Below are 26,020 nucleotides of genomic sequence, written 5' to 3'. Positions count from 1 at the left end.
CCGCACCCACCTGTCATTCCTCGCGCAGGCGGGGAATCCGATACGCTGCGGCCCATCGTTTCAACCACGACCGTCTCGGCGTATTAAATCGCCCGGTCGGAGCCGGGCGATGACACCGCGCCTGGAGAAGCGGCACGCAGACGGCGTGCAATCATGCACGGCCCTCGCCTGCACCAAGGCGGCGCGGCCACGTCGCGGTCAGATCAGCAATGTCGGGGGGAAAGGAATGCCGGCAATACCCCGGCCTCATGAGAACGAGGGCGTCGGCGAACACGTCAGGACCAGATTCCACTTCGGCCCGAAGGCCTCTCGTGAAATTGCGGAGCTCCTTGCCGGAGAACCGCACCGAACGAAGAAAACTCGTTTCTTCTGCCGGACCGCGAAAGAGAACGGTCCGACCGTTGACCTGATGTCTCGCCGACACCCTCTATCGTCGACCAGAACCCTCTAGGAGGCGCTGATGACGTGCCGGCTATCTGGAGCCGGCAACTTCAGAAGCGAAGTTACTTCTTCTTCTTCGCGACCTTGCGGGTCTTCTTCGCAGTCTTCTTCACTGCGCTCTTCGCCTTCTTCGCCTTCGCCTTCTTCGCTTTCTTGGCCATGTTGCCCTCCGATGTGTGAGATGGCTTTAATCGCTGCGTGCACTCGGGGATCGAATGCACTTCATCCCGAATACACCAACACGAAGAAAAAAACAGCGTCTCGCTTAAAGAAGTGTTGACGGCGCAACGCGCGTGCGCTTGGCGAGCGCGACGCAAACGCACCGCACGAGGTGTACCTGCGATCGAGGAGAACACGCGTAGCGCCGACCTTCGCGACTGATGCGATTGCAGAAAAACACTATGCAGCAAGTATTTTTCTGCACGCGCGCATCGCACGCGATCGACGCGATGATGTGCATCGCCATTCCCCCCACTGTCTCGCAGAGGCACTTCGCGGACTCTGAGTCGCGAATTTTGGCAACGAAAATATTTTCATCCTTAACGGCGCAAACGCTCGTCTGAGCGAGTGCAAGCCGCCGTTTTGCGCGAATCGCGTGACGGCGATTCGGTGGCTGCGGCACTGTCGATCGGGATGAAGTTTGCCGCCGAGGATGCGCGCGAGCGTCGCACCGAGAGCAGAAAGCGAGGCGGCGAAGCATGTCCGCCACCTCGTTAGAACGCGTGAGGCTAGAGGCCGAGCTTGGACTTGAGCAGGTCGTTGACGCTCTGCGGGTTGGCCTTGCCGCCGGACGCCTTCATCACCTGGCCGACGAACCAGCCGAGCGACTGCGGCTTGTCCTTGACCTGCGCCGCCTTGTCCGGATTGGCCGCGATGATGTCGTCGACAACCTTTTCGATCGCGGAAAGATCCGTCACCTGCTTCATGCCGCGGCTTTCCACCAGCGCGCGGGGATCGCCGCCTTCCTGCCAGACGATCTCGAACAGATCCTTGGCGATCTTGCCGGAGATCGTTCCCTCGCCGATCAGGTCGATGATCGCTGCCAGCTGCTCCGCATTGACCGGAGAGCCCGTAATGTCCCGTCCTTCCTTGTTGAGACGGCCGAACAGCTCGTTGATCACCCAGTTCGCCGCCAGCTTGCCGTCGCGGGCGCGATTGGCGAGCTTGTCGAGCACCGTCTCGTAGAACACCGCACTCTCGCGCTCTGCGACCAGCACGCTCGCGTCGTAAGCCGACAGGCCGAAATCGGCGACGAAGCGCGTCTTCTTCTGGTCCGGCAGCTCCGGCAACTTCGCCTTCAACGCGTCGACGAATTCCTGGCTGAACTCCAGCGGCAGCAGGTCGGGATCGGGGAAGTAGCGGTAGTCATGCGCCTCTTCCTTCGACCGCATCGAGCGCGTCTCGCCCTTGTTGGGATCATAGAGCCGCGTTTCCTGGTCGATCCGGCCGCCGTCCTCGAGGATTTCGATCTGGCGCCGCGCTTCGTAATCGATCGCCTGGCCGATGAAGGTGATCGAGTTCATGTTCTTGATCTCGCACCGGGTGCCGAGCGGCCCACCCGGCTTGCGCACCGAGACGTTGACGTCGGCACGCAAGGAGCCCTTCTCCATGTCGCCATCACAGGTGCCGAGATAGCGCAGGATCGAGCGCAGCTTGGTGACATAGGCCTTGGCCTGCTCGGCGTCGCGGATGTCCGGCTTTGACACGATCTCCATCAGCGCCACGCCGCAGCGGTTGAGATCGACATTGGACATGGTCGGCGACCGGTCGTGCAGCAGCTTGCCGGCGTCCTGCTCCAGATGCAGCCGCTCGATGCCGATGCTGACGCTGCGGCCGCCGTCGAGCTCGACCAGCACCTCTCCCTCGCCCACGACCGGCGACTTGTACTGGCTGATCTGGTAGCCCTGCGGCGAGTCCGGATAGAAATAGTTCTTCCGGTCGAACACCGAACGCAGATTGATCTTCGCGTTGAGACCGAGCCCGGTCCGGACAGCCTGCCTGACGCATTCCTCGTTGATGACGGGCAGCATCCCCGGCATCGCGGCATCGACCAGCGACACGTGCGTGTTCGGCTCGCCGCCGAATTCCGTGGAGGCGCCGGAGAACAGCTTCGCGTTCGAGGTCACCTGGGCGTGGATCTCCATGCCGATGACCATCTCCCAGTCACCCGTGGCGCCCTTGAGAAGCTTGTGCGTGGCCGTGCTCATGTCCTGCTCCCGAGCAGCGTGGCAGCGATCCGCTCCCACTCTGCCTCCAATGAATCCTTTGCCGTGGGCTGGCCAGCCTGGCGGTACCAGTAGCCGGCATTGCCGAGGTCGCCTTCGACGCGGTGCAAGTAAGCGTGCACCCAGGCGGCGTCACGGCCATTATCGTCCTGAACGATCTTGTGCGCGCGGTCCCAGTCCCCCTTCGCAGCCCACCAGAGGCCGGCGAGCGGCGCGTTCAGATCCGGCGCGGGCGCCGCGCCGCCGAGGCTCGCGATGAAATCAGCGACATTCACCACCACCTCGCGGGCGTGAAGCGGCCGGCGGCCTGCTCGATCACCTCGCCGAGCGAGAACAGCGTCTCCTCGTCGAACGGACGGCCGATCAATTGGAGGCCGAGCGGCAGGCCCTGCGCGTCCTTGCCGGCGGGCACGGCGATGCCCGGAAGGCCCGCCATGTTCACGGTCACCGTGAAGATGTCGTTGAGGTACATCTCGACCGGATCGGCGCCGCCCTTCTCGCCGACGCCGAAGGCTGCCGACGGCGTTGCGGGGGTGAGGATCGCGTCGACGCCCCTCGCGAAGCAGTCCTCGAAATCCTTCTTGATCAGCGTCCGCACTTTTTGCGCGCGCAGATAATAGGCGTCGTAATAGCCGGCCGAGAGCACATAGGTGCCGATCATGACCCGGCGCTTCACCTCGGCGCCAAAGCCCGACGCGCGGGTATTCTCGTAGAGTTCGATGATGTTCTTGGCCGGCTCGCGCAGGCCGTAGCGGACGCCGTCATAGCGCGCGAGGTTGGAGGAGGCCTCCGCCGGCGCCACGATGTAATAGGCCGGCAGCGCATATTTGGTGTGCGGCAGCGAAACTTCGACCAGCTCGGCGCCGGCCGCCTTCAGCCAGGCCGCGCCCTCGCTCCAGAGTTTCTCGATCTCGGCCGGCATGCCGTCGAGACGATACTCCCGGGGGATGCCGATCTTCATGCCCTTCACGGACTTGCCGATCGCGGCCTCGTAATCCGGCACGGGAATGTCGACTGACGTCGTATCCATGGGGTCATGGCCGGCCATCGAGCGCAGCAGCATCGCGGCATCGCGCACGCTGCGCGCGATCGGACCGGCCTGGTCGAGCGACGACGCGAAGGCGACGATGCCCCAACGCGAGCAGCGGCCATAGGTCGGCTTGATGCCGACGGTCGCGGTGAACGCCGCCGGCTGGCGGATCGAGCCGCCGGTGTCGGTCGCGGTCGCGCCCATGCACAGCAGCGCCGCCACGGCCGAGGCCGAGCCGCCGGACGAGCCGCCCGGCACCAGCGTGGTGTTGCTGCCGTCGCGCCGCCAGGGATTGCCGACGGGGCCGAAGCAGGAGGTCTCGTTCGACGAGCCCATCGCGAACTCGTCATTGTTGAGCTTGCCGAGCATCACCGCGCCGTCGCGCCAGAGCTGCGAGGTGACGGTGGACTCATAAGTCGGCACGAAATTGCCGAGGATCTTCGAGCACGCCGTGGTGCGCACGCCCTTGGTCGCGAACAGGTCCTTGATGCCGAGCGGGATGCCCGCGAGCGGGCCGCCCTCCCCCTTGGCGATCTTCTCGTCCACGGCCTTCGCCATGTCGCGCGCGCGATCCGGCGTCTCCATCACGAAGGCGTTGAGCACGCGCGCGGCTTCGATCGCGGAAAGATGCGCGTCGGTCAGCTCGAGCGACGTGAAAGTCTTGTCGGCGAGACCCTTGCGGGCCTCGGCGAGCGTCAGCGATGTCAAATCGGTCATTTATTGATCGGGCTGCAGAAGAACGGAGACAGGGTCTTGTCGTTGGCCGGGTCGTCTTTCTTGGCGGCGGCTTTCGCAGCGGCCTCGATCTCGTCGAGCACGGCATTGACGGCGACATTGGGGTCGGCGGCCTTGCCCTGCCGCTCCATCTTGTCGAGATAATTCATGTAGGCCTGATAGGCCTTCTCATCGTCGCATAGCAGGCACATCGGACAAGGTCCTAAAAGTTACTCGACAACCTTCGGCACCAGGAAGAAGTGCCCCTCGGTCGCGGGCGCGTTGGCAACGATATCGTCGGCGATCTCGCCGTCATCGACCACGTCCTGCCGCTTCTTCATCTGCATCGGGGTGACCGAGGTCATCGGCTCCACGCCCTCGACATTGACCTCCGAGAGCTGCTCGACGAAAGCGAGCATGGCGTTGAGTTCGCCCTGCAGATGCGGAACCTCGTCCTCGGAAACCGCAATGCGCGCCAGATGCGCGATGCGGCGGACGGTAGCGGCGTCGACGGACATTATATAAGGCCTCTCACGGCAAAACCCAGCACGGTAAAACCTGAGTGCCGTATAGCAGAGGCCGGTTTTGCGCCGCAACCGGCGAAGGCCGGGATGGGCATTGGTTGAATCGGTGCGCGCCCAGAACCCGACTCACCTCTCCCGTAGGGAGAGGTCGGATCGCATCGAAGATGCGAGCCGGGTGAGGGGCTTAGGTCTCACTGAGCGCCGCGGCCCCTCACCCGGATTGCTGCGCAATCCGACCTCTCCCCGTTGGGGAGAGGTGAACCACGGTCCAGCCGGCTCGCCTGATTTCACGCCCGCTTCAGCCGGCCAGCGCTTTCAGGCGAGCCAAGGCCGATTTGGCGAGATCCCGGGTCAACTCGGCGGCGGGGACCTCGCGGCCGAGCGCGATGGCCTGCCCCGCCCAGAGATTGGTAAAATCCACCCTGCCCTGCTTTTCGGCAGCCGCCTTCAGCGGCCCAAGCGCGGTCGCGGCATGGGGAAACGGCGGCGCATCCGGCGAGACCGGGCCGGCCTCGCGCATCAGGCGGTTCTGGACGCCGCGCGCCGGCCGGCCGGTCATGACATTGGTGATGACGGTGGAATCGTCCCGCGCCTCCGCGAGCGCCTTGCGGCCGCCCGCGCTGACCCTGGATTCCGGACAGCGCAGATAAGCGCTGCCGATCTGCACGCCGGATGCGCCGAGTGCGAAGGCCGCGGCGATGCCGCGTCCATCGGCGATGCCGCCCGCCGCGATCACCGGCACCTTCACGGCATCGGCAACCTGCGGCACCAGCGCGAACGTGCCGGGCTGTTCTGCGATCCTGTCGGTGAGGAACATGCCACGATGACCGCCCGCCTCGGCGCCTTGCGCGATCACGGCGTCGACGCCGCGCTCCTCCAGCCAGACCGCTTCCTTCACCGTCGTGGCGGAGGAGATGACGCGGCAGCCGGCCGCCTTGACGCGCTTGAGCAGCGCCTGCTCCGGCAGGCCGAAATGGAAGCTGACGACCTCCGGCTTCAGCTCCTCGACAACCTCGCAGAACGCCGCGTCGAATGGCGCGCGGTTGGCCGCGGCGATCGGTGCTGCGGGATCGAGACCATGCTCGGTGTAATAGCTCGCGAGCCGCTGCTTCCAGCGCGCTTCGGCCTCGGCTGTCAGCTCGACCGGCGTGTGGCAGAAGAAGTTCATGTTGACCGGCGCCTTCACGCGCTGGCGGATGAGACCGACCTGCTCGCGCGCCTTCTCGGCCGACAGCATCGCGCATGGCAGCGAGCCCAGCGCGCCGCCTTGCGCGGCCGCAATCACCAGCTCCGCATCCATGGCGCCGGCCATCGGCGCCAGCACGATCGGGAATTCGGTCTTGAACAGATCGATCAGTCGACGGTCAGGCCACATGGTTTGTTCTCCCGCGTTCTTTCTTACCCTCCCCTGGAGGGACCCTGGAGGGGGAGGGTCGATCGCGCAAAGCGCGAGCGGGGTGGGGTGACAGTCCCTCCACGGAGAAGCTGCCCGTGTGGAGAGATCACCCCACCCCGCTCCGCATTTCGCTTCGCTACATGCGCAGCGACCCTCCCCCTCCAGTGGAGGGTGAGGAATTCCGGGCCGCTGTCACCGAATTGCGTTTTCCCTCTAGCAACTGCTCGGTCTCCACGACAATCCGCTCGACGATCTCGGCCGCCGGTGGGATATCATGAATCAGCCCCACGGCCTCGCCCGCGATCACGGCCGCGGTGTCGAAGTCGCCGGCGGCTTTTGCCGCGGCATAGTCCACCGCAACTGCGGCGACATTCTGCATCAGCTCGACCTCGCGGCCGATCCAGCGCCGGGCGTGATCATTGATCAGGCACCGCCCGGTGAAGGGCGCCGGCCAGACATTGTTGCGCGAGAGATCGAAGATGATGCCGCGCACCGTGGAGCCGCTGTTCGCCGCACAGATGCGCCGCTTCGCCTCCTCAGCGCCGTCGGCCTCCCGGCTCGCATAGAAGCGCGTGCCGAGCAGCACGCCGCTCGCGCCCAGCATCATCATGGCGGCGAGCCCGCGCCCGTCGGCGATGCCGCCGGCCGCGACCACCGGCACGCGGCCGGCGGCAAGATCGACGATCGCCGGCACGAGATCGACGGTGGTGCGCGAGGAACCATGCCCGCCCGCCTCCGTTCCCTGCGCGATCAGGACATCGGCGCCGGCATCGAGCGCCTGTCGCGCCATCGCCTCGTCCTGGACCTGGCAGATCAGGCGTGCACCGGCGGACTTGATCTTCGCTGCGAACGGCGCGGGATCGCCGAACGACAACATGATCGCATCTGGTTTTGCAGCGAGCGCGACATCGAGAAGCTCGGGCCGCTTGGCGAGGCTCCAGGTGATGAAGCCGATCCCGAACGGCGCCCGCAGTTCGGCGAGCTTCGCAGTCTCCTGCTCCAGCCACGCTCGCTCGCCATAGCCACCGCCGAGAATGCCGAACCCGCCGGCGCGGCTCACAGCCGCGACCAGGCGACTGCCGGCGACGACATCCATCGGCGCCAGCAAGATCGGATGCGCGATCTCCAGCAGCGTGGTTAGCGACGTCGTCATCGGCATGGCTTCTCCCCGATCTCTGGACAGCGAGACTAGGCGCGACTAGCATTCTCCAGAAATGAATTGTTGCGAACGCTGCCATCTCGAAAGCGGAACGGCGCCATGGAACTCAGCGATATCAAGACCTTCGCCGCCGTCGCCCGCACGGGCGGCATCACCCGCGCCGCCGAAGAGCTCAACACGGTGCAGTCGAACGTCACCCAGCGCGTGAAGGCGCTGGAGGCGGAGATCGGCACGGCGCTGTTCGAGCGCCACAGCCGCGGCATGACGCTGACCGGCGCCGGCAAGCGCTTTCTCCCCTACGCGCAAAAGATGGCAGCGCTCTCGCGCGAGGCCTTGCTCGCCGCTCGCGACGATGGCGCGCCGAAAGGACCGCTCGCGATCGGATCGATGGAGACGACGGCGGCCGTGCGTCTGCCGCCGCTGCTCGCCGACTTCCACCGCCGCTTCCCCGCCGTGCGCCTTTCCTTGCGTACCGCGCCGACGGCCGACCTCGTCACCGGCGTGCTTGAAGGCTCGCTCGACGGCGCCTTCGTCGCGGGTCCCATCACGCATGCCGATCTCATCGCGACGAGCGCCTTCCGCGAGGAGCTGGTGCTGGTCAGCGCACGGCGCTGGGCCTCGATGACCGAGCTGCGCGCGGGAACGCCGGAGTCCGGGCCGACCGCGCTGGTTTTCCGCACCGGCTGCACCTACCGCCAGCGGCTCGAACAGGTATTCGTCGAGTACGGCTGGCCATCGGCCGCGCGCTTCGAGCTCGGCACGCTCGACGGCATGATCGGCTGCGTCGCCGCCGACATGGGCGTAACGTTGCTGCCGCGCGCGGTCGTCGAGCGCAGCGCGATGAACGGCAGCATCGCGATCCACGCGCTGAGCCCGGCGCACGCGCGCGTCGAGACACTTTTCATCCACCGCCGCGCGGGCCATCAAACCAGCGCGCTGAGCGGCTTTGCCGACTGCCTGAAGAAGGACGACGACGTCATCGCGGCCTGACGCGACGCAGCGTTCCACTGCACGAAATTCGTCACAAATCCATCGCGTTTCCACGCTGCCCTACGCGGCAACGCAGCACATCAAAAAGCTTTGAAGCCCGCGATCATTCTACGTTAGGATGACTGACTGGCCAGCGCAAAACCATAACGAAGCCAAACATCGGCAAGAACATCGGGAGGACTATCGATGCGCAATACGCTCGTGTTGTGCTGTGTCGCTGTGTTGTCGGCGATATCAGGAACTGCAAGCGCACAGGACTGGACCAAATCGAAATGGGGGCCGAACGACGAGGTCGGCGCCGCCAACTACATGACGCCCGAGCTCGTGATGAAGGCGGCATCGCTGGTGAAGACCGGCAAGACCTACGCCCTCGGCATTCCCGTCACGCCGCAGACGCCCGCCTATCCGCCGCGCGCATTCAAGCTCACCATCGTGCAGCCCGGACAGGCCGGCAGCCCGGGTCTCGGTCCCAACAAGGCCACCTACAACGATGACATCCTCGACAGCTGGGTCGGCATCGGCAGCCAGCTCGACGGGCTCGGCCATCTCGGCATCGAACACGTCTATTACAACGGCAACAAGCTCGCCGACTTCGCCGATCCCAACGGTCTGAGGAAGCTCGGCATCGAGAAGGTGCCGCCGATGGTCACCCGCGGCGTGCTGCTCGACATGGCCGCCTATTTCAAGACCGACGTGGTCAAGGAAGGCACCGCCTTCAACGTCAAGGAGATCGAGGAAGCCGCCAAGCAGCAGAATGTCGAGATCCGCCAGGGCGACGTCGTCATCTTCCACACCGGCTGGCTCAGCCTGATCGGCAAGGACGACAAGCGCTACTCGGCCGGCGAGCCCGGGCTCGGCGTCGAGGGTGCAAAATATCTGACTGGCAAGGGTGTCGTCGCGGTCGGTGCCGACACCTGGGGACTCGAGGTGCTGCCGTTCGAATCCAAGAACGTGTTCGAGGTGCACCAGATCCTGCTCGCGATGAACGGGACCTACATCCTCGAAAACATGGATACCGCCGCGCTGGCCCGCGACAAGGGCTATGAGTTCCTATTCGTGCTGGGACAGCCGCGCTGGACCGGCGGCGTGCAGGCGATGATCAACCCGATTGCGATCCGCTGAGTTGAGATCGGGCGAGGAGCCGCTTGCCGCGCGGCAGGCCCCTCGCCCACCCCTCCGTCACCGCGGCTTCAAATGCCACCGCCGCAATGCCACCACCGCCCAGATCGCCTCGACGAGGCCGAACGGCCAGGCGCCTTGCAGGAAGCCATAGGCCGACCCCAGTGCGCAGGACGCCGCGAACAGCAGCACGAACCAGTGGCTGCGATCCTCCAGGGCATAGCAGACCAGCATCGCCGTCACGGCAAACAGGCCGAATAGTGTCAGTGCATCCATGGTTACCAGTTCACCCCCCAGCGCGACGCGTGATATGCGCTAAGCCATGCCGGCTCTTATCCTGTCCCTCGTCGATGCTGCAACCCACTGGCCCGCGCGCGGCGCGCTGGTCGGGCTCGATCTCGGCACCAAGACCATCGGTGTTGCCGTGTCCGATCCGGACCGGCGGCTGGCGACCGGCGTCGAGACGATCCAGCGCAAGCAGTTCAAGCAGGATGCCGCCAGGCTGCTGGCCATCGCCACCGAGCGCAAGGCGGTCGGCTTCGTGCTCGGCCTGCCCATCAACATGGACGGCAGCGAGGGCCCGCGCGCGCAATCCACCCGCGCCTTCGCCCGCAATCTCGCCGGACTGACTCAGCTGCCCATCGGCCTCTGGGACGAGCGCCTCTCGACCGCGGCGGTCGAGCGCGAGCTGATCGGCATGGACGTCAGCCGCGCCAAGCGCGCCGAGGTGATCGACGAGCATGCCGCGATCTTCATCCTGCAGGGCGCGCTCGACCGTCTGGCAAATCTGCGCTCGGCGCCGGGGACGGACTGATCCATGCCGGTCGTGATCGCGGCGCTGCTGCCGGTCTTCATCCTCATCGTGCTCGGTGTCGTGCTGAAGCACAGCCTGATGCGTCTCGACACGCAATGGCACGGGCTGGAGCAGCTGACCTATTTCGTGCTGTTCCCGATGCTGCTGATCCAGACCCTGGTCAAGGCCGACCTCTCCAGGGTGCCGGTCGCCGGCGTCGGCGGCGCGCTGCTGCTGTCGGCGCTCGCGATGTCGCTGCTCTGTCTCGCGCTGCGGCCGGCGCTGGCGCGGCTCGGTATCGATGGCCCCGCCTTCACCTCGATCTTCCAGGGCGCAACGCGCTGGCAGACCTTCGTTGCGCTGTCGATCGCCGCCAACATGTTCGGCGATCTCGGGCTGGCGCTCGCCTCCGTGGCCATGGTCGCGATCATCCCGCTCGTCAACGTGTTCAGCGTCTCGGTGCTCGCTCGTTACGCCGCACAGGAGAAGCGATCCCCGCGCACCATCGCCATGACGGTGATCCGCAATCCACTGATCTGGGCCTGCGCGATCGGCCTTGCCGTCAATCTGATGCACCTGCCGCTGCCAAAAATCTGGCACGAGGTGGCGGACGCGCTGAGCCGGTCCTCGCTCGCCATCGGCCTGCTCGTCACCGGCGCGGGCCTGCATCTGAAGGGCCTGTTGCGCCCCAGCCTGGGCGCAGCCATCGGCGTCGGCCTGAAGCTGGTGCTGATGCCCGCGCTCGCGCTGGGGCTCGCGGCCTGGTTCGGCATTACCGGCAACAGCCTCGCAATCGTCGCGATCTGCGCGGCCGTGCCGACCTCGCCCAGCGCCTATGTGCTGGCCCGCCAGATGGGCGGCGACGCGCCGCTGCTCGCGCAGATCATCACGCTGCAGACCATCCTGGCGGCAATCACGATGCCGATCGCGATCGCGCTGGCCTAGGATTCTGGGTTGCTTTGCTGCCCTCGCAACGACGGAGTATGAGGCCTAGCTCCCCAGCCACATCGTCAGCACCACCGCGGTCAGATTGTTCAGCGCGTGGAGCACGATGGTGAGCCAGAGCGAGCCGGAGCGATAGCGCATGTAGCCGAACCACAGGCCGATGGCGAGGACTTCGGTGAGGAAGTACAGGTCGTATTGCAGATGCACGACCGTCCAGATCAGCGACGACAGCAGGATCGCGCCGGGCACGCGCAGGAAGCTCGCCGACCAGCCGCGATAGAGGAAGCCTCGCGCCAGAATCTCTTCCGACATCGGCGCGGCCACGCTGAAGGCGAACAGGAGCAACAGGGCAGCGCCCTTGTCGCGTCCCGATTTCAACAGATCGGTCATGAAGCCTGGCGTCGCCTCGCGGCCCAGCGCGCGCGACATCGTCTCCCAGACCAGCACGATCAGGATGAGGCCGACGGCGCCGAAAAGCAGCTGCTTCCAGGACGGCCAATGCAGCGCGAGATAGTCGACAAAGGACGCCTTCTTGATGCGAATGGCGAGCCAGACCGCAAGAAGCGTCGCGGGCAGCCCCATGATGACCGAGAGCGCGAGTGTCTGGGGCTCGCGGCCGATGATTTGGAGCGAAGACAGGTCCATCGGAAGACCGCGCTGCAACGCCAGCAGAACGACGGCGCCGATCTGCCCGACGAACATCGCGACGAAGATGAAGACGCCCCACAGCGCGGTTCCCCAGAACTTCCAGACACGTGGCGCGAGGTCCGCAGGCGCCGCTGTGATCGGCGGATGGTCGGGATTGAGGGAGTCCATCAGGAGGCTTTCGTTGGAGAGCACCGTCATTCCGGGGCGGTCCGAAGGACCGAACCCGGAATCTCGAGATTCCGAGGTCGCCCTTCGGACCGTCCCGGAATGACGGAATAAACAATCACGGCAGCGCCCGCTCCAGCAGCGCGCGCACGTCGCCGCTCTTCAGCTCCACCGCGCCGTACATGCTGGCGTGATTGGCGGCAAGACGCGTGCTCGCGAACAATTCGGCATTGTGCGGCGACACGCCACTGAGGGCCGCGGCGGCGGCAAGCAGCGCCAGCTTCTCGACGGCAAGGCGCGCGACGCGCTCGCCGTCGGCGCGACGGAAGGTCTGGCCGATGAAGGTGGCCGCCTCACCGGCCCCCGGCAGGCCCTTGGTCTCCGCCGCAAGCGCTTGCAGCACCGCCATCGCCGCCTCCGGCTCGCGTGAGAGCGCGCGGAGCACGTCGAGGCACATGACGTTGCCCGAACCTTCCCAGATCGCGTTGACCGGCGACTCCCGATAGTGGCGGGCCAGGATGCCGTCCTCGACATAGCCATTGCCGCCCAGGCACTCCATCGCCTCGTAGAGAAACGGCGGCGCGCTCTTGCAGGTCCAGTATTTGATCGCGGGCGTCAGCAGCCGCATATAGGCCGCCTCCGCCGCATCATGCGGCGTGCGGTCGAAGGCGCGGCAGAGCCGCATCACCAGCGCCGTGCTCGCCTCGACATGCAGCGCCATATCCGACAGCACGGCCTGCATCAGGGGCTGATCGGCAAGATGCTTCTGGAACACGCTGCGGTGCCGCGCGTGATGCAGCGCATGTGCGAGCCCCGAGCGCATCAGGCCGACGGAGGCAATCGCGCAATCCTGCCGCGTCAGCTGCACCATCTGGATGATGGTGCGGATGCCCTTGCCCTCCTCGCCGACCCTTTCGGCATAGGCGCCGACGAACTCGACCTCGGACGAGGCATTGGAGCGGTTGCCGAGCTTGTCCTTCAGCCGCTGGAACTGGATGGCGTTGACCGAGCCGTCCGGCGCAAAGCGCGGCATGAAGAAGCAGGTCAGCCCGCCATCCGCCTGCGCCAGCACCAGGAACGCGTCGCACATCGGCGCCGACATGAACCATTTGTGACCGGTGATGCGATAGCCGTCCCCGTCACGCACGGCCCGCGTCATGTTGGCACGCACGTCGGTGCCGCCCTGCTTCTCGGTCATGCCCATGCCGAGCGTCATGCCGCGCTTCTGCCACCACGGCGCAAAGCTGGGATCATAGCTCTTCGTCGACAGCACCGGCATCACGCGCGCGAGCAAGTCAGGCTGCATCGCCAGCGCACCGACCGAGGCGCGCGTCATCGTGATCGGACAGAGATGGCCGGTCTCGACCTGCGCGGCCATGTAGAATTTCGCGGCACGAATGACCTCGGCGGCATCGCCCGCTGGCCTTCCGTCCGCCGTCCAGGTCGAATTGTGCACGCCCGCATGCGCACTGTGCGCCATCAGCTCGTGATAGGCGGGATGAAACTCGACCTGGTCGCGGCGATTGCCTTTGGCATCGAAGCTGCGCAGCTTCGGTGTGTTCTCGTTCGCGAGGCGCCCGCGATCGGCCATCGCGGCCGAGCCCCATTGCTTGCCGAACGCCGACAGCTCGCACTCCGCCGCCGCGCCGCCATTGGCCCTGACCGCTTCCACCAGCGGCCGGTCCGTGGCGAACAGGTCGACGTCCTCGAACGGCGGCGACTGGTTGAAGACCTCGTGGGTCGCAAAGCTCGGCTGGGTCATGGCGCTTCCATCGAATTTATCTCGGCTCGGGCGGTGCCACCTCTCCCGAACGGGAGAGGTCGCGCCGGAGGCGCGGGTGAGGGATTACGCTCCACCGAGGGACCTGATCCCCTCACCCGGCGCTTCGCGCCGACCTCTCCCCTCGGGAGAGGTAACTCTGCTCGCGGCTGCTTCCGTTCCAATCGAACTCTACCTTATCCGCGGCTGGATCGGGAAATCATAGGCCGCCCCGCCCGCCCCCGGCAGGGAAAAATGCCACCACTCCTTCGAATAGTTCACAAAGCCTTGCCTGGCCATCGCAGCGACCAGCCGCTTGCGCCAGGTGCGTTGCTCCGGATTGATCGACGTTACAGCGGTATGCCCCTTCGCGTCGGTACAGTCGTAGCCTGTGCCCATGTCGACGCTGCCCTCCGGCGCGCGCATCGCGACCGGCGCCGTGCAGTCGGCATAGGTCTTCGATGGATCGTATTTGGCGGAGTTGTCGGCCTTGAGATCGACCAGCGTGAGGTCGAGCGCTGCGCCCGTGGAATGCTGCGATCGGCTCGCAATATAGCCGAGGCGGAACAGCTCGGTCTTCGGAATGTTCGGGTTGTAGCGCCGCTCGGCCGCCGTCTCGTGACCGTTCTGCGACCACTTGACCATGTCGAGCGAGGCCCGCGCAGGCCGGTAGCAGTCGAACATTTTCAGCGACAGGTTCTGCGCGGCCAGTTCCTGCTGGACCGCCTTCAGCCGCAGCCCGACCTCGCGCTTCACCACGCATTCGCCCGCGCCATAGCCGGCGAGCGGACGGCCGACGAAATTGTTCGACGTGGCGTAGCGGATGTCCTGGATGATGCTGGGATCGATATCGCGCAGGTACACGAAGCCGCCGGGGAGCGATTGGGCGTGGGCCGGTGAGATTATGGTTATGGCCATGGCTATGGCCGCAATTGGAATTGACTTCACGAGATGCCTCCGCGTCGTCATGGCCGGGCTTGTCCCGGCCATCCACGCCCCTTTTTCCGGCGAGCGTGCAAGAACGTGGATGCCCGGGACAAGCCCGGGCATGACGGTGATGAGCCACCATCGACAGATCGGGGGATAACTCCCATCCCCGCCTTTGCCCCTTGCTCCCCCCGCCATCCGCCCCTATAGCTCTGCTTTTAATGACATCGAAATCGACCTTCGTCCTCGGCCACCGGCATTTGCTGGGCATCGAGGGCCTTTCCGCGGCCGACATCAGCGGCCTCCTCGACCTGTCCGAAGAATATGTCGAGGTCAACCGCCAGGTTGACAAGAAGCGCACCGTCCTGCGTGGACGGACGCAGGTGAACCTCTTCTTCGAGGCGTCCACCCGGACCCAGTCCTCGTTCGAGCTCGCAGGCAAGCGGCTCGGCGCCGACGTCATGAACATGTCGGTATCCTCGTCCTCGATCCGCAAGGGCGAGACCCTGATCGACACTGCCGTGACGCTGAATGCGATGCACCCGGACATCCTGGTGGTGCGCCATCACGCCTCCGGCGCGGTGGAACTACTGGCGCGGAAGGTTGACGGTTCCGTGATCAATGCCGGCGACGGCGCACACGAGCATCCGACGCAGGCGCTGCTCGACGCGCTCACCATCCGCCGCAACAAGGGCCGTATCGAGGGCCTCGTGGTCGCGATCTGCGGCGACGTGCTGCATTCGCGCGTCGCCCGCTCCAACATCATCCTGCTCAACACCATGGGCGCCCGCGTCCGCGTCGTCGGGCCTTCCACGCTGCTGCCGACCGGGATCGAGCGGATGGGCGTCGAGGTCGCGCGCGACATGCGCGAGGGCCTCGAGGGCGCCGACATCGTCATGATGCTGCGGCTGCAGCGCGAGCGCATGAACGGCTCCTTCGTGCCCTCGTCATCGGAGTATTTCCATTATTTCGGGCTCGACCAGAAGAAGCTCGCCTACGCCAAGCCGGATGCCCTCGTGATGCATCCGGGTCCCATGAACCGCGGCGTGGAGATCGACTCGATCGTGGCCGACGGCGCCCAGTCCCTGATCCGCGAACAGGTGGAAATGGGCGTCGCCGTGCGCATGGCCGTACTGGAAGCGCTCGCCCGCAACCTGCCGAACGCGTGATGCCGATGCTGACCGATCGCCGCCCCATCCTGCTCGCCAATGCCCGCGTCGTCGATCCCTCCAGGGATTTCGACGGCGTCGGCGACGTTCTCATTGCGGACGGCACCATCCGCGAGACGCGCCGCGGCATCGGCGCGGCCGGCGTCCCCGAGGGCACCGACATCGTCAACTGCTCCGGCAAGATCGTGGCGCCGGGCCTGATCGACATGCGCGCCTTCGTCGGCGAGCCCGGCCTCAGCCATCGCGAGACCTTTGCCTCCGCGAGCCAGGCCGCCGCGACCGGCGGCATCACCACCATCATCTGCCAGCCGGCCACCTCTCCCGTCATCGACAACTCGGCAACCGTCGACTTCGTGATGCGCCGCGCCCGCGACACCGCGATCGTCAACATCCAGCCGATGGCGGCGCTGACCAAGGGCATGCACGGCGAGGAGATGACCGAGTTCGGCCTCCTGAAAGCCGCCGGCGCGGTCGCCTTCAGCGACGGCGACAAGAGCGTGACCAACGCCCAGGTCATGCGCCGCGCGCTGACCTACGCCCGCGACTTCGACGCGTTGATCGTGCATCACACCGAGGACCCCAATCTGGTCGGCGAAGGCGTGATGAACGAGGGCGAGTTCGCGACCCGGCTCGGCTTGATGGGCATCCCCAATGCCGCCGAAGCCGTGATGCTGGAGCGCGACCTGCGCCTCGTCGCACTCACCGGCGGCCGCTACCACGCGGCTTCGCTCACCTGCATCGACTCCCTCGACATCCTCCAGCGCGCCCGCGACGCCGGGCTCGCGGTCAGCGCCTCGGTCTCGATCAACCATCTGGCGCTGAACGAGAACGACATCGGCCCCTACCGTTCGTTCCTGAAGCTGTCGCCGCCGCTGCGGACCGAGGACGACCGCCGCGCGCTGGTGGCGGCAATCGCCTCCGGCCTCCTCGACGTCATCATGTCCGACCACAATCCGCAGGACGTCGAGGTCAAGCGCCTGCCGTTCGCGGAAGCCGCACCTGGAGCCGTGGGGCTCGAGACCATGCTGCCCGCCGGCCTGCGGCTGGTTCACAACGGCGAACTGGAACTGAAGACGCTGATCCGCGCGATGTCGACCCGTCCGGCCGAGCTGCTCGGGCTAGCAGGCGGAACCCTGCGCGCCGGCAGCCCCGCCGACGTCATGGTGATCGATCCCGACACGCCCTGGGTGGTCGATCCCGCCGACCTCAAATCACCCTGCAAGAACACCCCGTTCGACGAGGCCCGCTTTACAGGCCGCGTGGTGCGCACCATTGTCGGCGGCCGGACGGTCTATGAGCATGTCTGACGTATCCGATCGTTCGACATGGAATTCCTGCCTTTGGAGCTGCCGCCATGGCGCTTGAAGCATTTCTGCCGGTGGCCTTCCTCATCGGCTACCTGTTCGGCTCGATTCCGTTCGGGCTGATCCTGACCAGGCTCGCCGGCACCCAGGACATCCGCTCGATCGGCTCCGGCAGCATCGGCGCCACCAATGTGCTGCGCACGGGACGGAAGAGCCTCGCCGCGGGCACCCTGCTGTTCGATGCGCTCAAGGGCACCGTGGCCGTGGTGATCGCCGGCTACATCGCAGGACCCAATGCCGCCATGGTGGCCGGGCTCGGCGCCTTCCTCGGCCACCTCTTCCCGGTCTGGCTCAAGTTCAAGGGCGGCAAGGGCGTCGCCGTCTATATCGGCGTCCTGCTTGGCCTGTTCTGGCCGGGCGCCGTCGTGTTCTGCGTGCTGTGGCTGGCGACCGCCTTCACCACCCGCTATTCCTCGCTGTCCGCGCTGGTGGCGGCGTTCATCACGCCCATGTTCCTGTGGTGGTTCGGCCACCTCGCATTGTCGGCGCTGACGGCGGTGCTGACGCTGCTCTTGTTCTACGCGCATCGCGAGAACATCAGGCGCCTGCAAACCGGCAAGGAAAGCCGGATCGGCGAAAAGGCCTGAAGCATGATCCGGAAAAGTGCGAGGCGGTTTTCCGGAAAGATCATGCGGAAACAACGACCTGAAGCGCGATGACGATTCATCCAAATCTCATCGCGCTTTAGAGCGTTTTCGAGCGAAGTGGATGCCGGTTCGCGTCAAGAGAACGCGTCAAACAGGAATCTGAAGCCGGAAAAAGTACGGATATCGCCGCACACCCTCCGCATTATATGCCAAATCCTGTTCGCAACTTTGGCACCGCTCGCTGCAGACAGTAGCGAACGGGTTCCATGCCTGTCATCCTGACACAGGAAACGGCGTTACGCGGTTGCTCAGAATGAGCGAGATGATTGTCGGCGCACATGACGGGGTTGGTTCGCTCAGCGCTTCCGGCAGCGCGGCAAGCCGGCTGCTCTCTGCGACCAATATCTGGTCCGATGCGCCGCCGCCCGCCCCCGCGCCCGATTCGCCGCAAGCGCCGTGGCCTGAGCCCATCGTGCAGGCCGACGCTCCGCGCGACGTCGTGGTCCCCAGGGCTGCACCGGTCGCACTCCCGCCAGCGTGTTCCGGCCAATGGCCGCCGCGAAAACTGTCGCTGGCGCTCCAGGGCGGCGGCACCTTTGCCGCCTTCACCTGGGGCGTGCTAGAGCGGCTGCTGGAAGAGCCCGACATCGCGATCGACACCGTCAGCGGCGCCAGCGCCGGCGCCATCAATGCGCTGCTGCTCGCCTGCGGCCTTGCCGAAGGCGGCCGCGAAGGCGCCCGCAGCCGGCTGAACCGGTTCTGGGTCCGGCTGATGCACGAGGCCTCGTTCCGCTCGCTGATGCTGGTCGGCGGCTTTTCGCCGGCGGGAAGCTCGGTCGCGTTCGGCCCGACTCTGCGCTCCGGGCAGTTCGATCCGTTCGATCTCGATCCGCTGCGGCAGGCGCTGGCGCGCGACATCAACTTTTCCATCTTGCACGACGCGCGCTGCCCGAAGCTGCTGATCGCGGCGACGCGGATCCGCGACGGGCAGCAGCAGATCTTCGCCAACGACGCCATCTCCGCGGACGTCGCGCTGGCCTCGACCTGTCCACCGCTGGTTCACTGCGCCGTCGAGATCGACGGCGAGGCCTATTGGGACGGTGGCTTCGGCGGCAATCCGCCGCTGCTGCGGCTGGTCCAGGAAACCGCAGCGACGGATCTGCTGCTCGTCCAGGTCACCCCGACGCGTGACAGCTATGTGCCGATCACGCTCGCCGCGATCGACCGCAGGCTCGACCAAATCGTGGCCAACGCCGCCCTCAATGCCGAGATCGCGGCGATCGCATGGGCGCAGTCCCACGAAGCCTCTTCGCTGCGCCTCACCAGGATCGCGGCGGAAGACTCCATTGACGGTCTGGCGCAGCGCTCATCGACCGATCTCGGCCGCGGCTTCATTCGCCTGCTGCACCGGAGCGGTCGCGAGGCTGCCGCGCGCTGGCTCAGGCAAGATGCGGGGGCGACGCAGGGAGCCGCGCCCGCGGCAGCCGAGCCGGCACTGGTCTGATCCCTCGCCTCACGCTGCAGGGCCTGACCTGGCCGGCGCCTCACGCAACGGCTCGATCGCCAACCGATAGCCGGAAAGGCGCGCCATCGGCGCAAGCACGGCGAACAGCAGTTTTTGTAGCCAGATCGGCACGCCGGCCAGATACATGTGATTGCGATAGGCGTGTAGCACCAGTGCGATCAGCAGGAAGTTCGGATCGCCGGCGCTGGAGAACCATTTGGGCTGCTTCGCCGTGAGCGTGACGAAATTGGCGAAGAAGCGCAGATGCTGCTGCGCCGGCGTGAACGAGACCTCGAGCTCGGCATTGCCCTCGCCGACGTTGGCGAAGTAGTGCGGTCGGCCGCGGGGCACGGTCACACCGCCGCCCGCCTCCACCACTTGCTCACGTCCGTCGACGACGATCTTGACGCGACCGCTCCTCACCGCGAAATGTTCGTCCGCGCCGGGATGGACATGCACCAGCGCATTGCCGCCGCCCGAGCCGCCCTTTTCGAGAATCACGCCGAACCGCGCGACGTCGAGATTGTCGAGCGGGCCGGAGAAGACGAACGTCTCCTTGTTGAAGGCATTGCGCAGCCGCATGCCGCGGGCGATCTCGGTCAGCATGTTATGTCTCCTTGCAGGTTCAGGAGACGCGCTGGTAGCGGCCTAGGCGATGAACGTATTGTAAAAATCCGACGCAGCGAGTTCCGTATTCCAGGCCTGCATGCGCTCGGCCGCGGCACGCCGGCAGAATGCTTCCGGCGGCACACCTGCGAGCGCGCGGAAATCGTGGATCAGGTGCGCCTGGTCGGTGAAGCCGCTCGCATGCGCGACTCCGGCCCAATCAAGACCGGCGCGATGTGCGGCGACCGCCTGCTGCATCCGCTCGATCCGCGCAAACTGCTTTGCGCTCGCGCCGGTCTCCGCCTTGAAGCGCCGTTGCAGGCTGCGCTCGCCGATGTCGAGAAGTCCGGCAAGCCTGCGCATGGAGATTGACGGATTGCGCTGGATCGCGCGCATCGCCTGCGCTGCCAGCGGATCGAGGCGGCCCGGCCCTGTCCTCGTTCGGAGAAAATCCCGCATGCAGGCAACGCGCGCAGCTGCGCTGCCGGCCTCGGCCAGTTGCTCCTCGAGCCGCGCGGCGGCGCCGGTGCCAAAAATGTCCGACAGCTCGATGCTGGCATCGAGCAAGTCGGCAGGCCTCACCCCGAGCACGCGGTCGGCCGCGTCGGCCTTGAGCCGAACCAGCACGGCGCCGACCGGGCCGCACGGCTTCAGCGTCACGGCACGGGTGTGCATGCCGTTGATGGTGCGCTTGTAGGTGCCGCGCTGCGAGGCCATCGGCGCGCGGTAGTGCACGATGACGACTGGCGACGTCGTCGGCAGCACGTTGATGGTGCACGCACGCGCGAACGCGGCGTCGGCGAGATCGACATCGCAAAACGACTCGACGATGCCGTCGAGGTCTTCGCCGGCGGCGAAGAACTGCGAGCCGGCTGTGCAGTGTGGGTTCGGCAGGATCATGCGTTCAATTGGTCGGCCCAGATGCGGCACGGCTGCATCCGCAGTGCTCACATAAAATTGAGGCGCACACTCACGCCCGCGCCAGCGCGTCCTCCAGAAACCAGGCCGCCGCAAGCGCGAGCGGATCGTTCCCGAAGCGGGCGATCACCTGCACGCCGATCGGCAGGCCGCCGACCTTCAGCACCGGCACGTTGACGCAGGGATTGCCCATCAGCGTCCAGAGCCGGTTGTAGCGGGGATCGCCTGTGGTCGCGAGCTCCTTGGCCGGCGCGGTGCCCGGCGCCGAATAGGTCAAGAGCACGTCGACGCCCTCGAACAATTCGCCGAGCTCGCGGCGGCCGCGACGGCTGATCCGGCGCGCCTCGTCATATTCCTTCGGCGTCAGATGGGCCGTCGCGTCGAGGCTTGCCCGCAGCATCGGCGCGATCTCGTCGTGACGCTCGGAAAACTCCCAGGCCAGCGCGCGATGCGCCTCGAAATCCTGGACGATGGGGTGGATACGCCAGGCCTCCTGCACAGCTTCGGGCAGATCCATGGCCTGCACGCTGGCACCGGCGCGCTCCGCGGCCTTGATCGCGGCCAGCAAGCCCTCTTCGGCCGCCGGCTCCACGCTGCCTGCGAACTCCTGCCTGACCACGCCGATCCGCGGCGCCTTCGCCGGGACGATGCCGGAAAACTCGGTGCGGCCCGTCATCGCCAGGAGTCCGCGCGCGAGATCTTCCGCGCGGGCGCCGAACAGGCCGACCGTGTCGAGCGCCCACGAATAGCACTTCACGCCGACCGTCGGCAGCATGCGGAACGACGGCTTGATCGCAGCAGTCCCGCAATAGGCCGCGGGCCGGATCACCGAGCCGCCGGTCTGAGTGCCCAGCGCCAGCGGGATCGTGCCGGCGCCGACCGCCGCCGCCGAGCCCGCGGAGGAGCCGCCCGGCGAATGGCCGGGATTGTGCGGATTGAGCGTCGGCGTCGGATCGCGCGAGGCGAACGCGGTCGTGGTGGTCTTGCCGATGATGGTGGCCCCCGCCCGCTTCAGCATCATCACCACAGGCGCGTCGGCGCGCGGCTGCCAGCCGCGATAGATCTCCGAGCCCATCTCGGTCGGCATGTTGGCGGTGTCGATGATGTCCTTGATCCCGACTGCGATGCCGCGCAGCGGCCCGGAGCCTTGCGCCTTCGCCGACTTGTCGTGGCGGACGAAGGCGTGGACGTCCTTCTCCCTGGCCTCGATCGCCGCATGCGATTGCGCAATGGCGGCGTCAGGCGAAAGCTCGCCCGCTTCGATGCGGCGCTGGAGGTCGGCAAGTGAAATCATGGCAAAACCCTTCTTATTGGGATCGCTTTTAGCATCGCAGCAAGGCCGCGCAAGCGCACGTCCCTGTTGCGCAACGCCCTCAGGTTGTTCCATGTTGCCCCTGCAAGGAGACGCCGTGGACGCCATCAATCCGAGCGTGGAGCTGACCGAGCTGGAGCGGATCGACCGCCTGCGGCTGATCCGTTCCGACAATGTCGGGCCGCGCACCTTCCGCTCGCTGGTCGATCATTTCGGCAGCCCGCGCGCCGCGCTGGAGCGACTGCCGGATCTCGCCCGCCGCGGCGGTGCGCAGCGAACGGGTCGCATCTGTAGTGCCGATGAGGCGAAGGCCGAGCTTGCCGTGAGCCGCAAGTTCGGCATCGCCTGGCTGGCGCCCGGCGAGGACGGCTATCCGGCGCGGCTGGCGATGATCGACGATGCGCCGCCGCTGCTCGCCGTACGCGGCGACACGAAAACCCTGATGCGGCCGATGATCGCCATCGTCGGCTCGCGCAACGCCTCCGGCGCGGGCCTGAAATTCGCCGGCCAGCTCGCGCGCGAACTTGGCGAAGCCGGCTTCGTCGTCATCTCGGGCCTCGCCCGCGGCGTCGATCAGGCCGCGCATCGCGCGAGCGTTGAGAACGGCACGATCGCCGTGCTCGCGGGCGGCCATGATTGCATCTATCCGCCCGAGCATGGCGACCTGCTCGCCGCGATCCTCGACCACGCAGGTGCGGCGATCTCCGAGATGCCGCTCGGCCACGAGCCGCGCGCCCGCGACTTTCCCCGCCGCAACCGGCTGATCTCGGGCGCCTCGCTCGGCGTCGTCGTGGTGGAAGCGGCGCACCGCTCGGGCTCGCTGATCACCGCGCGCATGGCGGCCGAACAGGGCCGCGAGGTGTTCGCGGTGCCCGGCTCGCCGCTCGATCCGCGCGCGGCAGGCGCCAACGATCTGATCAAGCAGGGCGCGACGCTCGTCACCGAGGCCGCCGACATCATCAACGCGGTTCAGCCGATCATGGAGCGGCCGCTGATGCATCCCGCAGGCGAGCCCGACAGCGAGCCGTTCGAGAGCGATCCGCAGGGCCATGACCGCGACCAGATCACCAACCTGCTCGGTCCGGCGCCAATCTCGATCGACGATCTCGTGCGAATGTCCGGCGCCTCGCCCGCGATCGTGCGCACCGTGCTGTTGGAGCTCGAACTGGCAAGCCGGCTCGAACGCCACGGCGGCGGATTGGTGTCGCTGCTTTAGTGGTGTGCCTTCGACGTCGTTGACTGGAAAGGCGTCATTCCGGGGCGGCTCGGAGAGCCGAACCCGGAATCCATGCGTCCACCTGGCCTGCGGCTAAATGGATTCCGGGCTCCCGCTTCGCGCGGGCCCCGGAATGACGGCATGAGCTGTCGAGTCGCAACGCTAACCCTCGTTGCGCGCATCGAACCGCGTGCGTGCTGCCGCGATCTGCACCTGATGTTCGATCGCCCACTCGCCGAGGGCCTTCACCGGCTGCTGCAAACCGCGGCCGAGATCGGTGAGCTCGTAATCGACGCGCGGCGGAATGGTCGGGAAGATCGTGCGCGTGACGAGGCCGTCGCGCTCGAGGCCGCGCAGCGTCAAGGTCAGCATCCGCTGCGAGATGCCGTTGATCATTCGCTTCAGCTCGTTGAAGCGCTTCGGCCCGTCGCTGAGCATCATGATGACGAACACGCTCCATTTGTCGCCGACGCGGGACAGGATGGAGGCGACCCCGCGGCAGTCCGCATGGTTGGGATCCGGCAACGGATCAGGCCTCATGTCCGGCCTTGGATTTGGCCTCGGCGGAGCAGGCAAATCGGTGTTCTCAGGTTTCAATGATGTGCCCATGGCTCAAAAAAGTGCGTTCTTGCGGGGATTTTGACAGTCACTCATGTAGCGCTGGTTACAAACTTATACCAGGGTGACCCCAAATGAAACTGCTCCATATCGACTCCAGCGTCCTCGGCCCCCACTCCGTCAGCCGGCAGGTCTCCGCCGCCATCGTCGACCGGCTCCGGCAGGCGACGCCCGGTCTCGACGTAACCTATCGCGACCTGACCCACACCCCGCTTGCCCATCTCTCCGGCTCCCATCTCGCGGCCGCGCAGGGCGCCCCCGCGCCGGTGGAACTCGCGCCCGATCTCGCCGCAAGCGCGGCCGTGCTGGACGAGTTCCTGGGCGCCGAAATCGTCGTCGTTGGTGCCCCCATGTACAACTTCACCATTCCGAGCCAGCTCAAGGCCTGGATCGATCGCATCCTGGTGGTGGGGAAGACCTTTAAGTATGGCGCGGCCGGGCCTGAGGGGCTTGCCGGGGGCAAGCGCGTGATCGTCGCGATCTCGCGCGGCGGCTATTACGGCGCGGGCTCGCCCGTCGCGGCGCTGGAGCACCTCGAAAGCTATCTGCGCGGCGTGTTCGGCTTCATCGGCATCCACAATGCTGAATTCATCATCGCCGACGGCATCCAGGTCGGACCGGATCACCGCGAGAAAGCGCTCGCGAGCGCGCTTCAAGCGGCCACCAGCCTCCGGGCAGCCTGACGCCGCGCCGAGATCGGCCGCCGCCGAAATGCGCGGCGGCTGACGGCTGCACGATCTGCAAAGCTGGAACCAGACGCCCTAAATGCCCAGGATCACGGCAACGAGCGAGACGAACAGGCCGATCCCGCAAAACAACGCGATGGCGACGAACTCGGACGTGTCGGAGCGCTTGGCCGGAACGGCGGATCTTTCGGTGAAGATGCGCGGCGATGAAAGCGACGAGAAAAAGCGGGCTGCTTTCGGCATGCTAGACTCCTTATAAATAGTGAGTCTGCCCCGCCCCATAAGAGGGTCTTTCCAGCTCGCGCGAAGGTTCAACACCCCGCGCAAAGGTTGGGTTCAGTCAATGATCCCGCAGGACGTCGGAACCGGTCGGCGCAACCGATAGACTGCGCCGGCCAGTTCGATTGCGCCTGGCTTGATCAGCCGCGATAGATCGGCGCGCCGCTCGGGGAGGCGACCGCGCCGCCATCGACGAAGATTTCCTGGCCCTGCACATGCGCGGAATCGTCGGAGGCGAGGAACAGCACCGTCTTCGCGACGTGATCCGTTTCACCGATGCGGCCGAGCGGCGTCGTTAGCGCGATCCGCTTCTCGAACGCCTTCTCGGCTTCGGGTGTCGCGGTCGCGGGCCCCCAGATCGGGGTGCGGATCGCGCCGGGCGCCACGACATTGACGCGGATTCCGCGCGGTGACAGTTCCGAGGCCATGATCCGCGCCATCGCCCGCACGCCGGCCTTCGCGGCACCGTAAGCGGAGTAACCGGGAATGCCGAGCACTGAGATCACCGAACCGTTGAGGACGATCGAGGCGTTGTCGTTGAGATGAGGCAGCGCCGCCTGCACGGTGAAGAACACGCCGGTCAGATTGGTGCTGATGACCTTCTCGAAGACCTCAGGCGTCGCCGAGCCCAGCGGCGTGCCGCCCGCGATGCCGGCATTGGCAAACACGATGTCGAACTTGCCGAACTTCTCCGCGCCCTGCTTGATGGCGGCTTCGGTCGCGGCGATGTCGGTGGCATCGGCGGCGAGTGCGAGCGCGTTCGGCCCCAGTTCCTTCGCGGCAGCCTCCAGCGTCTGCTTGTTGCGCCCGGTGACCACAACCCTGGCGCCCTCGGCCACGAACAGCTTTGCCGTTGCAAGTCCGATGCCGCTGTTGCCGCCCGTAATCAATGCCGTCTTGTCTTTCAGTCTCACGCTCGCCTCCAT

The 26,020-nt window shown here is 66.2% G+C and carries 27 protein-coding genes; 10 read left to right on the top strand and 17 right to left on the bottom strand.

The features are described 5' to 3' along the window. Positions 1-1,169: 1,169 nt before the first annotated feature. The 7 genes from gatB to EDE08_RS05895 all read right to left on the bottom strand — a co-directional run bounded on the left by gatB (position 1,170) and on the right by EDE08_RS05895 (position 7,489). Positions 1,170-2,648, bottom strand: a complete 1,479-nt coding sequence (gene gatB, locus EDE08_RS05925; protein WP_131868045.1) for an Asp-tRNA(Asn)/Glu-tRNA(Gln) amidotransferase subunit GatB — start codon at positions 2,646-2,648, stop codon at positions 1,170-1,172. Then, positions 2,645-2,947, bottom strand: coding sequence for a hypothetical protein (locus EDE08_RS05920; RefSeq protein WP_131868043.1), 303 nt, complete (start codon positions 2,945-2,947; stop codon positions 2,645-2,647). Before EDE08_RS05920 ends, gatB begins: the two co-directional genes overlap by 4 nt. After that, complete coding sequence (gatA, locus tag EDE08_RS05915; protein ID WP_131868040.1) at positions 2,938-4,413, bottom strand: Asp-tRNA(Asn)/Glu-tRNA(Gln) amidotransferase subunit GatA; 1,476 nt, start codon at positions 4,411-4,413, stop codon at positions 2,938-2,940. Before gatA ends, EDE08_RS05920 begins: the two co-directional genes overlap by 10 nt. Next, positions 4,410-4,622, bottom strand: a complete 213-nt coding sequence (locus EDE08_RS05910; protein WP_027547180.1) for a hypothetical protein — start codon at positions 4,620-4,622, stop codon at positions 4,410-4,412. The genes gatA and EDE08_RS05910 overlap by 4 nt, the downstream gene beginning before the upstream one ends. 18 nt (positions 4,623-4,640) lie before the next feature. Then, complete coding sequence (gene gatC, locus EDE08_RS05905) at positions 4,641-4,928, bottom strand: Asp-tRNA(Asn)/Glu-tRNA(Gln) amidotransferase subunit GatC (protein ID WP_128265297.1); 288 nt, start codon at positions 4,926-4,928, stop codon at positions 4,641-4,643. 304 nt (positions 4,929-5,232) lie between these two features. After that, complete coding sequence (locus EDE08_RS05900) at positions 5,233-6,309, bottom strand: NAD(P)H-dependent flavin oxidoreductase (RefSeq protein WP_131868038.1); 1,077 nt, start codon at positions 6,307-6,309, stop codon at positions 5,233-5,235. A gap of 157 nt (positions 6,310-6,466) precedes the next feature. Further along, on the bottom strand, positions 6,467-7,489 hold the full coding sequence (locus EDE08_RS05895) for an NAD(P)H-dependent flavin oxidoreductase (protein WP_131868036.1): 1,023 nt from the start codon (positions 7,487-7,489) through the stop codon (positions 6,467-6,469). Between the two features lie 99 nt (positions 7,490-7,588). On the opposite strand from EDE08_RS05895, the gene EDE08_RS05890 reads away from it, so the two are divergent. After that, the gene (locus EDE08_RS05890) at positions 7,589-8,479 is read left to right on the top strand and encodes a LysR family transcriptional regulator (protein ID WP_131868034.1); all 891 of its coding nucleotides are present in this window, start codon (positions 7,589-7,591) and stop codon (positions 8,477-8,479) included. A 186-nt stretch (positions 8,480-8,665) separates the two neighbouring features. Then, positions 8,666-9,601: a cyclase family protein gene (locus EDE08_RS05885; protein WP_131868032.1), complete on the top strand. Its 936-nt coding sequence runs from the start codon at positions 8,666-8,668 to the stop codon at positions 9,599-9,601. Positions 9,602-9,658: 57 nt separating this feature from the next. Here EDE08_RS05885 and EDE08_RS05880 read toward each other — a convergent pair whose 3' ends face one another. Then, on the bottom strand, positions 9,659-9,874 hold the full coding sequence (locus tag EDE08_RS05880; protein WP_061877313.1) for a hypothetical protein: 216 nt from the start codon (positions 9,872-9,874) through the stop codon (positions 9,659-9,661). A 46-nt stretch (positions 9,875-9,920) separates the two neighbouring features. On the opposite strand from EDE08_RS05880, the gene ruvX reads away from it, so the two are divergent. Then, entirely contained in the window at positions 9,921-10,412 is a 492-nt protein-coding gene (ruvX, locus tag EDE08_RS05875; protein ID WP_061877351.1) for a Holliday junction resolvase RuvX, read from the top strand. 3 nt (positions 10,413-10,415) lie between these two features. Then, complete coding sequence (locus EDE08_RS05870; protein ID WP_131868030.1) at positions 10,416-11,336, top strand: AEC family transporter; 921 nt, start codon at positions 10,416-10,418, stop codon at positions 11,334-11,336. 45 nt (positions 11,337-11,381) lie between these two features. Here EDE08_RS05870 and EDE08_RS05865 read toward each other — a convergent pair whose 3' ends face one another. The 3 genes from EDE08_RS05865 to EDE08_RS05855 form a co-directional block, all read right to left on the bottom strand. Further along, positions 11,382-12,152 carry a CPBP family intramembrane glutamic endopeptidase gene (locus EDE08_RS05865; protein ID WP_131868324.1) on the bottom strand — a complete coding sequence of 257 codons (771 nt, stop codon included), beginning with the start codon at positions 12,150-12,152 and terminating at the stop codon, positions 11,382-11,384. A 115-nt stretch (positions 12,153-12,267) separates the two neighbouring features. Then, entirely contained in the window at positions 12,268-13,911 is a 1,644-nt protein-coding gene (locus tag EDE08_RS05860; protein WP_131868027.1) for an isovaleryl-CoA dehydrogenase, read from the bottom strand. 189 nt (positions 13,912-14,100) lie between these two features. Continuing rightward, a complete protein-coding gene (locus tag EDE08_RS05855; protein WP_165935749.1) occupies positions 14,101-14,826 on the bottom strand; it encodes a M15 family metallopeptidase in 726 nt (241 codons plus the stop codon). A 230-nt stretch (positions 14,827-15,056) separates the two neighbouring features. Between EDE08_RS05855 and EDE08_RS05850 the strand changes: the two genes are divergently transcribed. From EDE08_RS05850 to EDE08_RS05835, 4 genes are all read left to right on the top strand, one after another. Further along, positions 15,057-16,004, top strand: a complete 948-nt coding sequence (locus EDE08_RS05850) for an aspartate carbamoyltransferase catalytic subunit (protein ID WP_061877308.1) — start codon at positions 15,057-15,059, stop codon at positions 16,002-16,004. 5 nt (positions 16,005-16,009) lie between these two features. Then, the gene (locus EDE08_RS05845; protein ID WP_165935784.1) at positions 16,010-17,311 is read left to right on the top strand and encodes a dihydroorotase; all 1,302 of its coding nucleotides are present in this window, start codon (positions 16,010-16,012) and stop codon (positions 17,309-17,311) included. Between the two features lie 47 nt (positions 17,312-17,358). Next, positions 17,359-17,955, top strand: coding sequence for a glycerol-3-phosphate 1-O-acyltransferase PlsY (plsY, locus tag EDE08_RS05840; protein WP_131868021.1), 597 nt, complete (start codon positions 17,359-17,361; stop codon positions 17,953-17,955). Between the two features lie 313 nt (positions 17,956-18,268). Then, positions 18,269-19,459, top strand: a complete 1,191-nt coding sequence (locus EDE08_RS05835) for a patatin-like phospholipase family protein (protein WP_165935750.1) — start codon at positions 18,269-18,271, stop codon at positions 19,457-19,459. Positions 19,460-19,468: 9 nt separating this feature from the next. Here the strand turns inward: EDE08_RS05835 and EDE08_RS05830 are convergent, their stop codons facing one another. Genes EDE08_RS05830 through EDE08_RS05820 form a run of 3 tightly spaced genes read right to left on the bottom strand, consistent with a single transcriptional unit; the run spans position 19,469 to position 22,277 of the window. Further along, the gene (locus EDE08_RS05830) at positions 19,469-20,065 is read right to left on the bottom strand and encodes a cupin domain-containing protein (protein ID WP_131868018.1); all 597 of its coding nucleotides are present in this window, start codon (positions 20,063-20,065) and stop codon (positions 19,469-19,471) included. 42 nt (positions 20,066-20,107) lie between these two features. Beyond that, entirely contained in the window at positions 20,108-20,995 is an 888-nt protein-coding gene (locus tag EDE08_RS05825) for a helix-turn-helix domain-containing protein (RefSeq protein WP_131868016.1), read from the bottom strand. Positions 20,996-21,035: 40 nt separating this feature from the next. Next, the gene (locus tag EDE08_RS05820; protein ID WP_131868014.1) at positions 21,036-22,277 is read right to left on the bottom strand and encodes an amidase; all 1,242 of its coding nucleotides are present in this window, start codon (positions 22,275-22,277) and stop codon (positions 21,036-21,038) included. Between the two features lie 91 nt (positions 22,278-22,368). Here EDE08_RS05820 and dprA point away from each other — a divergent pair, with 91 nt between their 5' ends. After that, the gene (dprA, locus tag EDE08_RS05815) at positions 22,369-23,511 is read left to right on the top strand and encodes a DNA-processing protein DprA (protein ID WP_131868012.1); all 1,143 of its coding nucleotides are present in this window, start codon (positions 22,369-22,371) and stop codon (positions 23,509-23,511) included. Positions 23,512-23,673: 162 nt separating this feature from the next. On the opposite strand, the gene EDE08_RS05810 is transcribed toward dprA, so the two are convergent. Then, a complete protein-coding gene (locus EDE08_RS05810) occupies positions 23,674-24,120 on the bottom strand; it encodes a winged helix-turn-helix transcriptional regulator (protein WP_131868010.1) in 447 nt (148 codons plus the stop codon). 83 nt (positions 24,121-24,203) lie between these two features. Between EDE08_RS05810 and EDE08_RS05805 the strand changes: the two genes are divergently transcribed. Further along, positions 24,204-24,812: an FMN-dependent NADH-azoreductase gene (locus EDE08_RS05805; protein ID WP_131868008.1), complete on the top strand. Its 609-nt coding sequence runs from the start codon at positions 24,204-24,206 to the stop codon at positions 24,810-24,812. Between the two features lie 78 nt (positions 24,813-24,890). On the opposite strand, the gene EDE08_RS05800 is transcribed toward EDE08_RS05805, so the two are convergent. Both EDE08_RS05800 and EDE08_RS05795 read right to left on the bottom strand, forming a co-directional pair. Beyond that, entirely contained in the window at positions 24,891-25,058 is a 168-nt protein-coding gene (locus tag EDE08_RS05800) for a hypothetical protein (protein WP_131868006.1), read from the bottom strand. Positions 25,059-25,234: 176 nt separating this feature from the next. Beyond that, complete coding sequence (locus tag EDE08_RS05795; RefSeq protein WP_165935751.1) at positions 25,235-26,008, bottom strand: SDR family oxidoreductase; 774 nt, start codon at positions 26,006-26,008, stop codon at positions 25,235-25,237. Positions 26,009-26,020 lie beyond the last annotated feature (12 nt).

The sequence above is a fragment of the Bradyrhizobium sp. R2.2-H genome (genome assembly GCF_004346455.1).
Lineage (GTDB): Bacteria > Pseudomonadota > Alphaproteobacteria > Rhizobiales > Xanthobacteraceae > Bradyrhizobium > Bradyrhizobium diversitatis.
The sequence above is the reverse complement of the archived record's forward strand: the minus strand, read 5'-3'. Positions and strand labels throughout refer to the sequence as shown.

Coding starts and splice junctions, on each gene's coding strand:
- gatB (WP_131868045.1), bottom strand. CDS start 2,648: ATGAGCACGGCCACGCACAAGCTTCTCAAGGGCGCCACGGGTGACTGG.
- gatA (WP_131868040.1), bottom strand. CDS start 4,413: ATGACCGATTTGACATCGCTGACGCTCGCCGAGGCCCGCAAGGGTCTC.
- EDE08_RS05910 (WP_027547180.1), bottom strand. CDS start 4,622: ATGTGCCTGCTATGCGACGATGAGAAGGCCTATCAGGCCTACATGAAT.
- gatC (WP_128265297.1), bottom strand. CDS start 4,928: ATGTCCGTCGACGCCGCTACCGTCCGCCGCATCGCGCATCTGGCGCGC.
- EDE08_RS05900 (WP_131868038.1), bottom strand. CDS start 6,309: ATGTGGCCTGACCGTCGACTGATCGATCTGTTCAAGACCGAATTCCCG.
- EDE08_RS05895 (WP_131868036.1), bottom strand. CDS start 7,489: ATGCCGATGACGACGTCGCTAACCACGCTGCTGGAGATCGCGCATCCG.
- EDE08_RS05890 (WP_131868034.1), top strand. CDS start 7,589: ATGGAACTCAGCGATATCAAGACCTTCGCCGCCGTCGCCCGCACGGGC.
- EDE08_RS05885 (WP_131868032.1), top strand. CDS start 8,666: ATGCGCAATACGCTCGTGTTGTGCTGTGTCGCTGTGTTGTCGGCGATA.
- EDE08_RS05880 (WP_061877313.1), bottom strand. CDS start 9,874: ATGGATGCACTGACACTATTCGGCCTGTTTGCCGTGACGGCGATGCTG.
- ruvX (WP_061877351.1), top strand. CDS start 9,921: ATGCCGGCTCTTATCCTGTCCCTCGTCGATGCTGCAACCCACTGGCCC.
- EDE08_RS05870 (WP_131868030.1), top strand. CDS start 10,416: ATGCCGGTCGTGATCGCGGCGCTGCTGCCGGTCTTCATCCTCATCGTG.
- EDE08_RS05865 (WP_131868324.1), bottom strand. CDS start 12,152: ATGGACTCCCTCAATCCCGACCATCCGCCGATCACAGCGGCGCCTGCG.
- EDE08_RS05860 (WP_131868027.1), bottom strand. CDS start 13,911: ATGACCCAGCCGAGCTTTGCGACCCACGAGGTCTTCAACCAGTCGCCG.
- EDE08_RS05855 (WP_165935749.1), bottom strand. CDS start 14,826: ATGGCCATAACCATAATCTCACCGGCCCACGCCCAATCGCTCCCCGGC.
- EDE08_RS05850 (WP_061877308.1), top strand. CDS start 15,057: ATGACATCGAAATCGACCTTCGTCCTCGGCCACCGGCATTTGCTGGGC.
- EDE08_RS05845 (WP_165935784.1), top strand. CDS start 16,010: ATGCTGACCGATCGCCGCCCCATCCTGCTCGCCAATGCCCGCGTCGTC.
- plsY (WP_131868021.1), top strand. CDS start 17,359: ATGGCGCTTGAAGCATTTCTGCCGGTGGCCTTCCTCATCGGCTACCTG.
- EDE08_RS05835 (WP_165935750.1), top strand. CDS start 18,269: ATGAGCGAGATGATTGTCGGCGCACATGACGGGGTTGGTTCGCTCAGC.
- EDE08_RS05830 (WP_131868018.1), bottom strand. CDS start 20,065: ATGCTGACCGAGATCGCCCGCGGCATGCGGCTGCGCAATGCCTTCAAC.
- EDE08_RS05820 (WP_131868014.1), bottom strand. CDS start 22,277: ATGATTTCACTTGCCGACCTCCAGCGCCGCATCGAAGCGGGCGAGCTT.
- dprA (WP_131868012.1), top strand. CDS start 22,369: ATGTTGCCCCTGCAAGGAGACGCCGTGGACGCCATCAATCCGAGCGTG.
- EDE08_RS05810 (WP_131868010.1), bottom strand. CDS start 24,120: ATGGGCACATCATTGAAACCTGAGAACACCGATTTGCCTGCTCCGCCG.
- EDE08_RS05805 (WP_131868008.1), top strand. CDS start 24,204: ATGAAACTGCTCCATATCGACTCCAGCGTCCTCGGCCCCCACTCCGTC.
- EDE08_RS05800 (WP_131868006.1), bottom strand. CDS start 25,058: ATGCCGAAAGCAGCCCGCTTTTTCTCGTCGCTTTCATCGCCGCGCATC.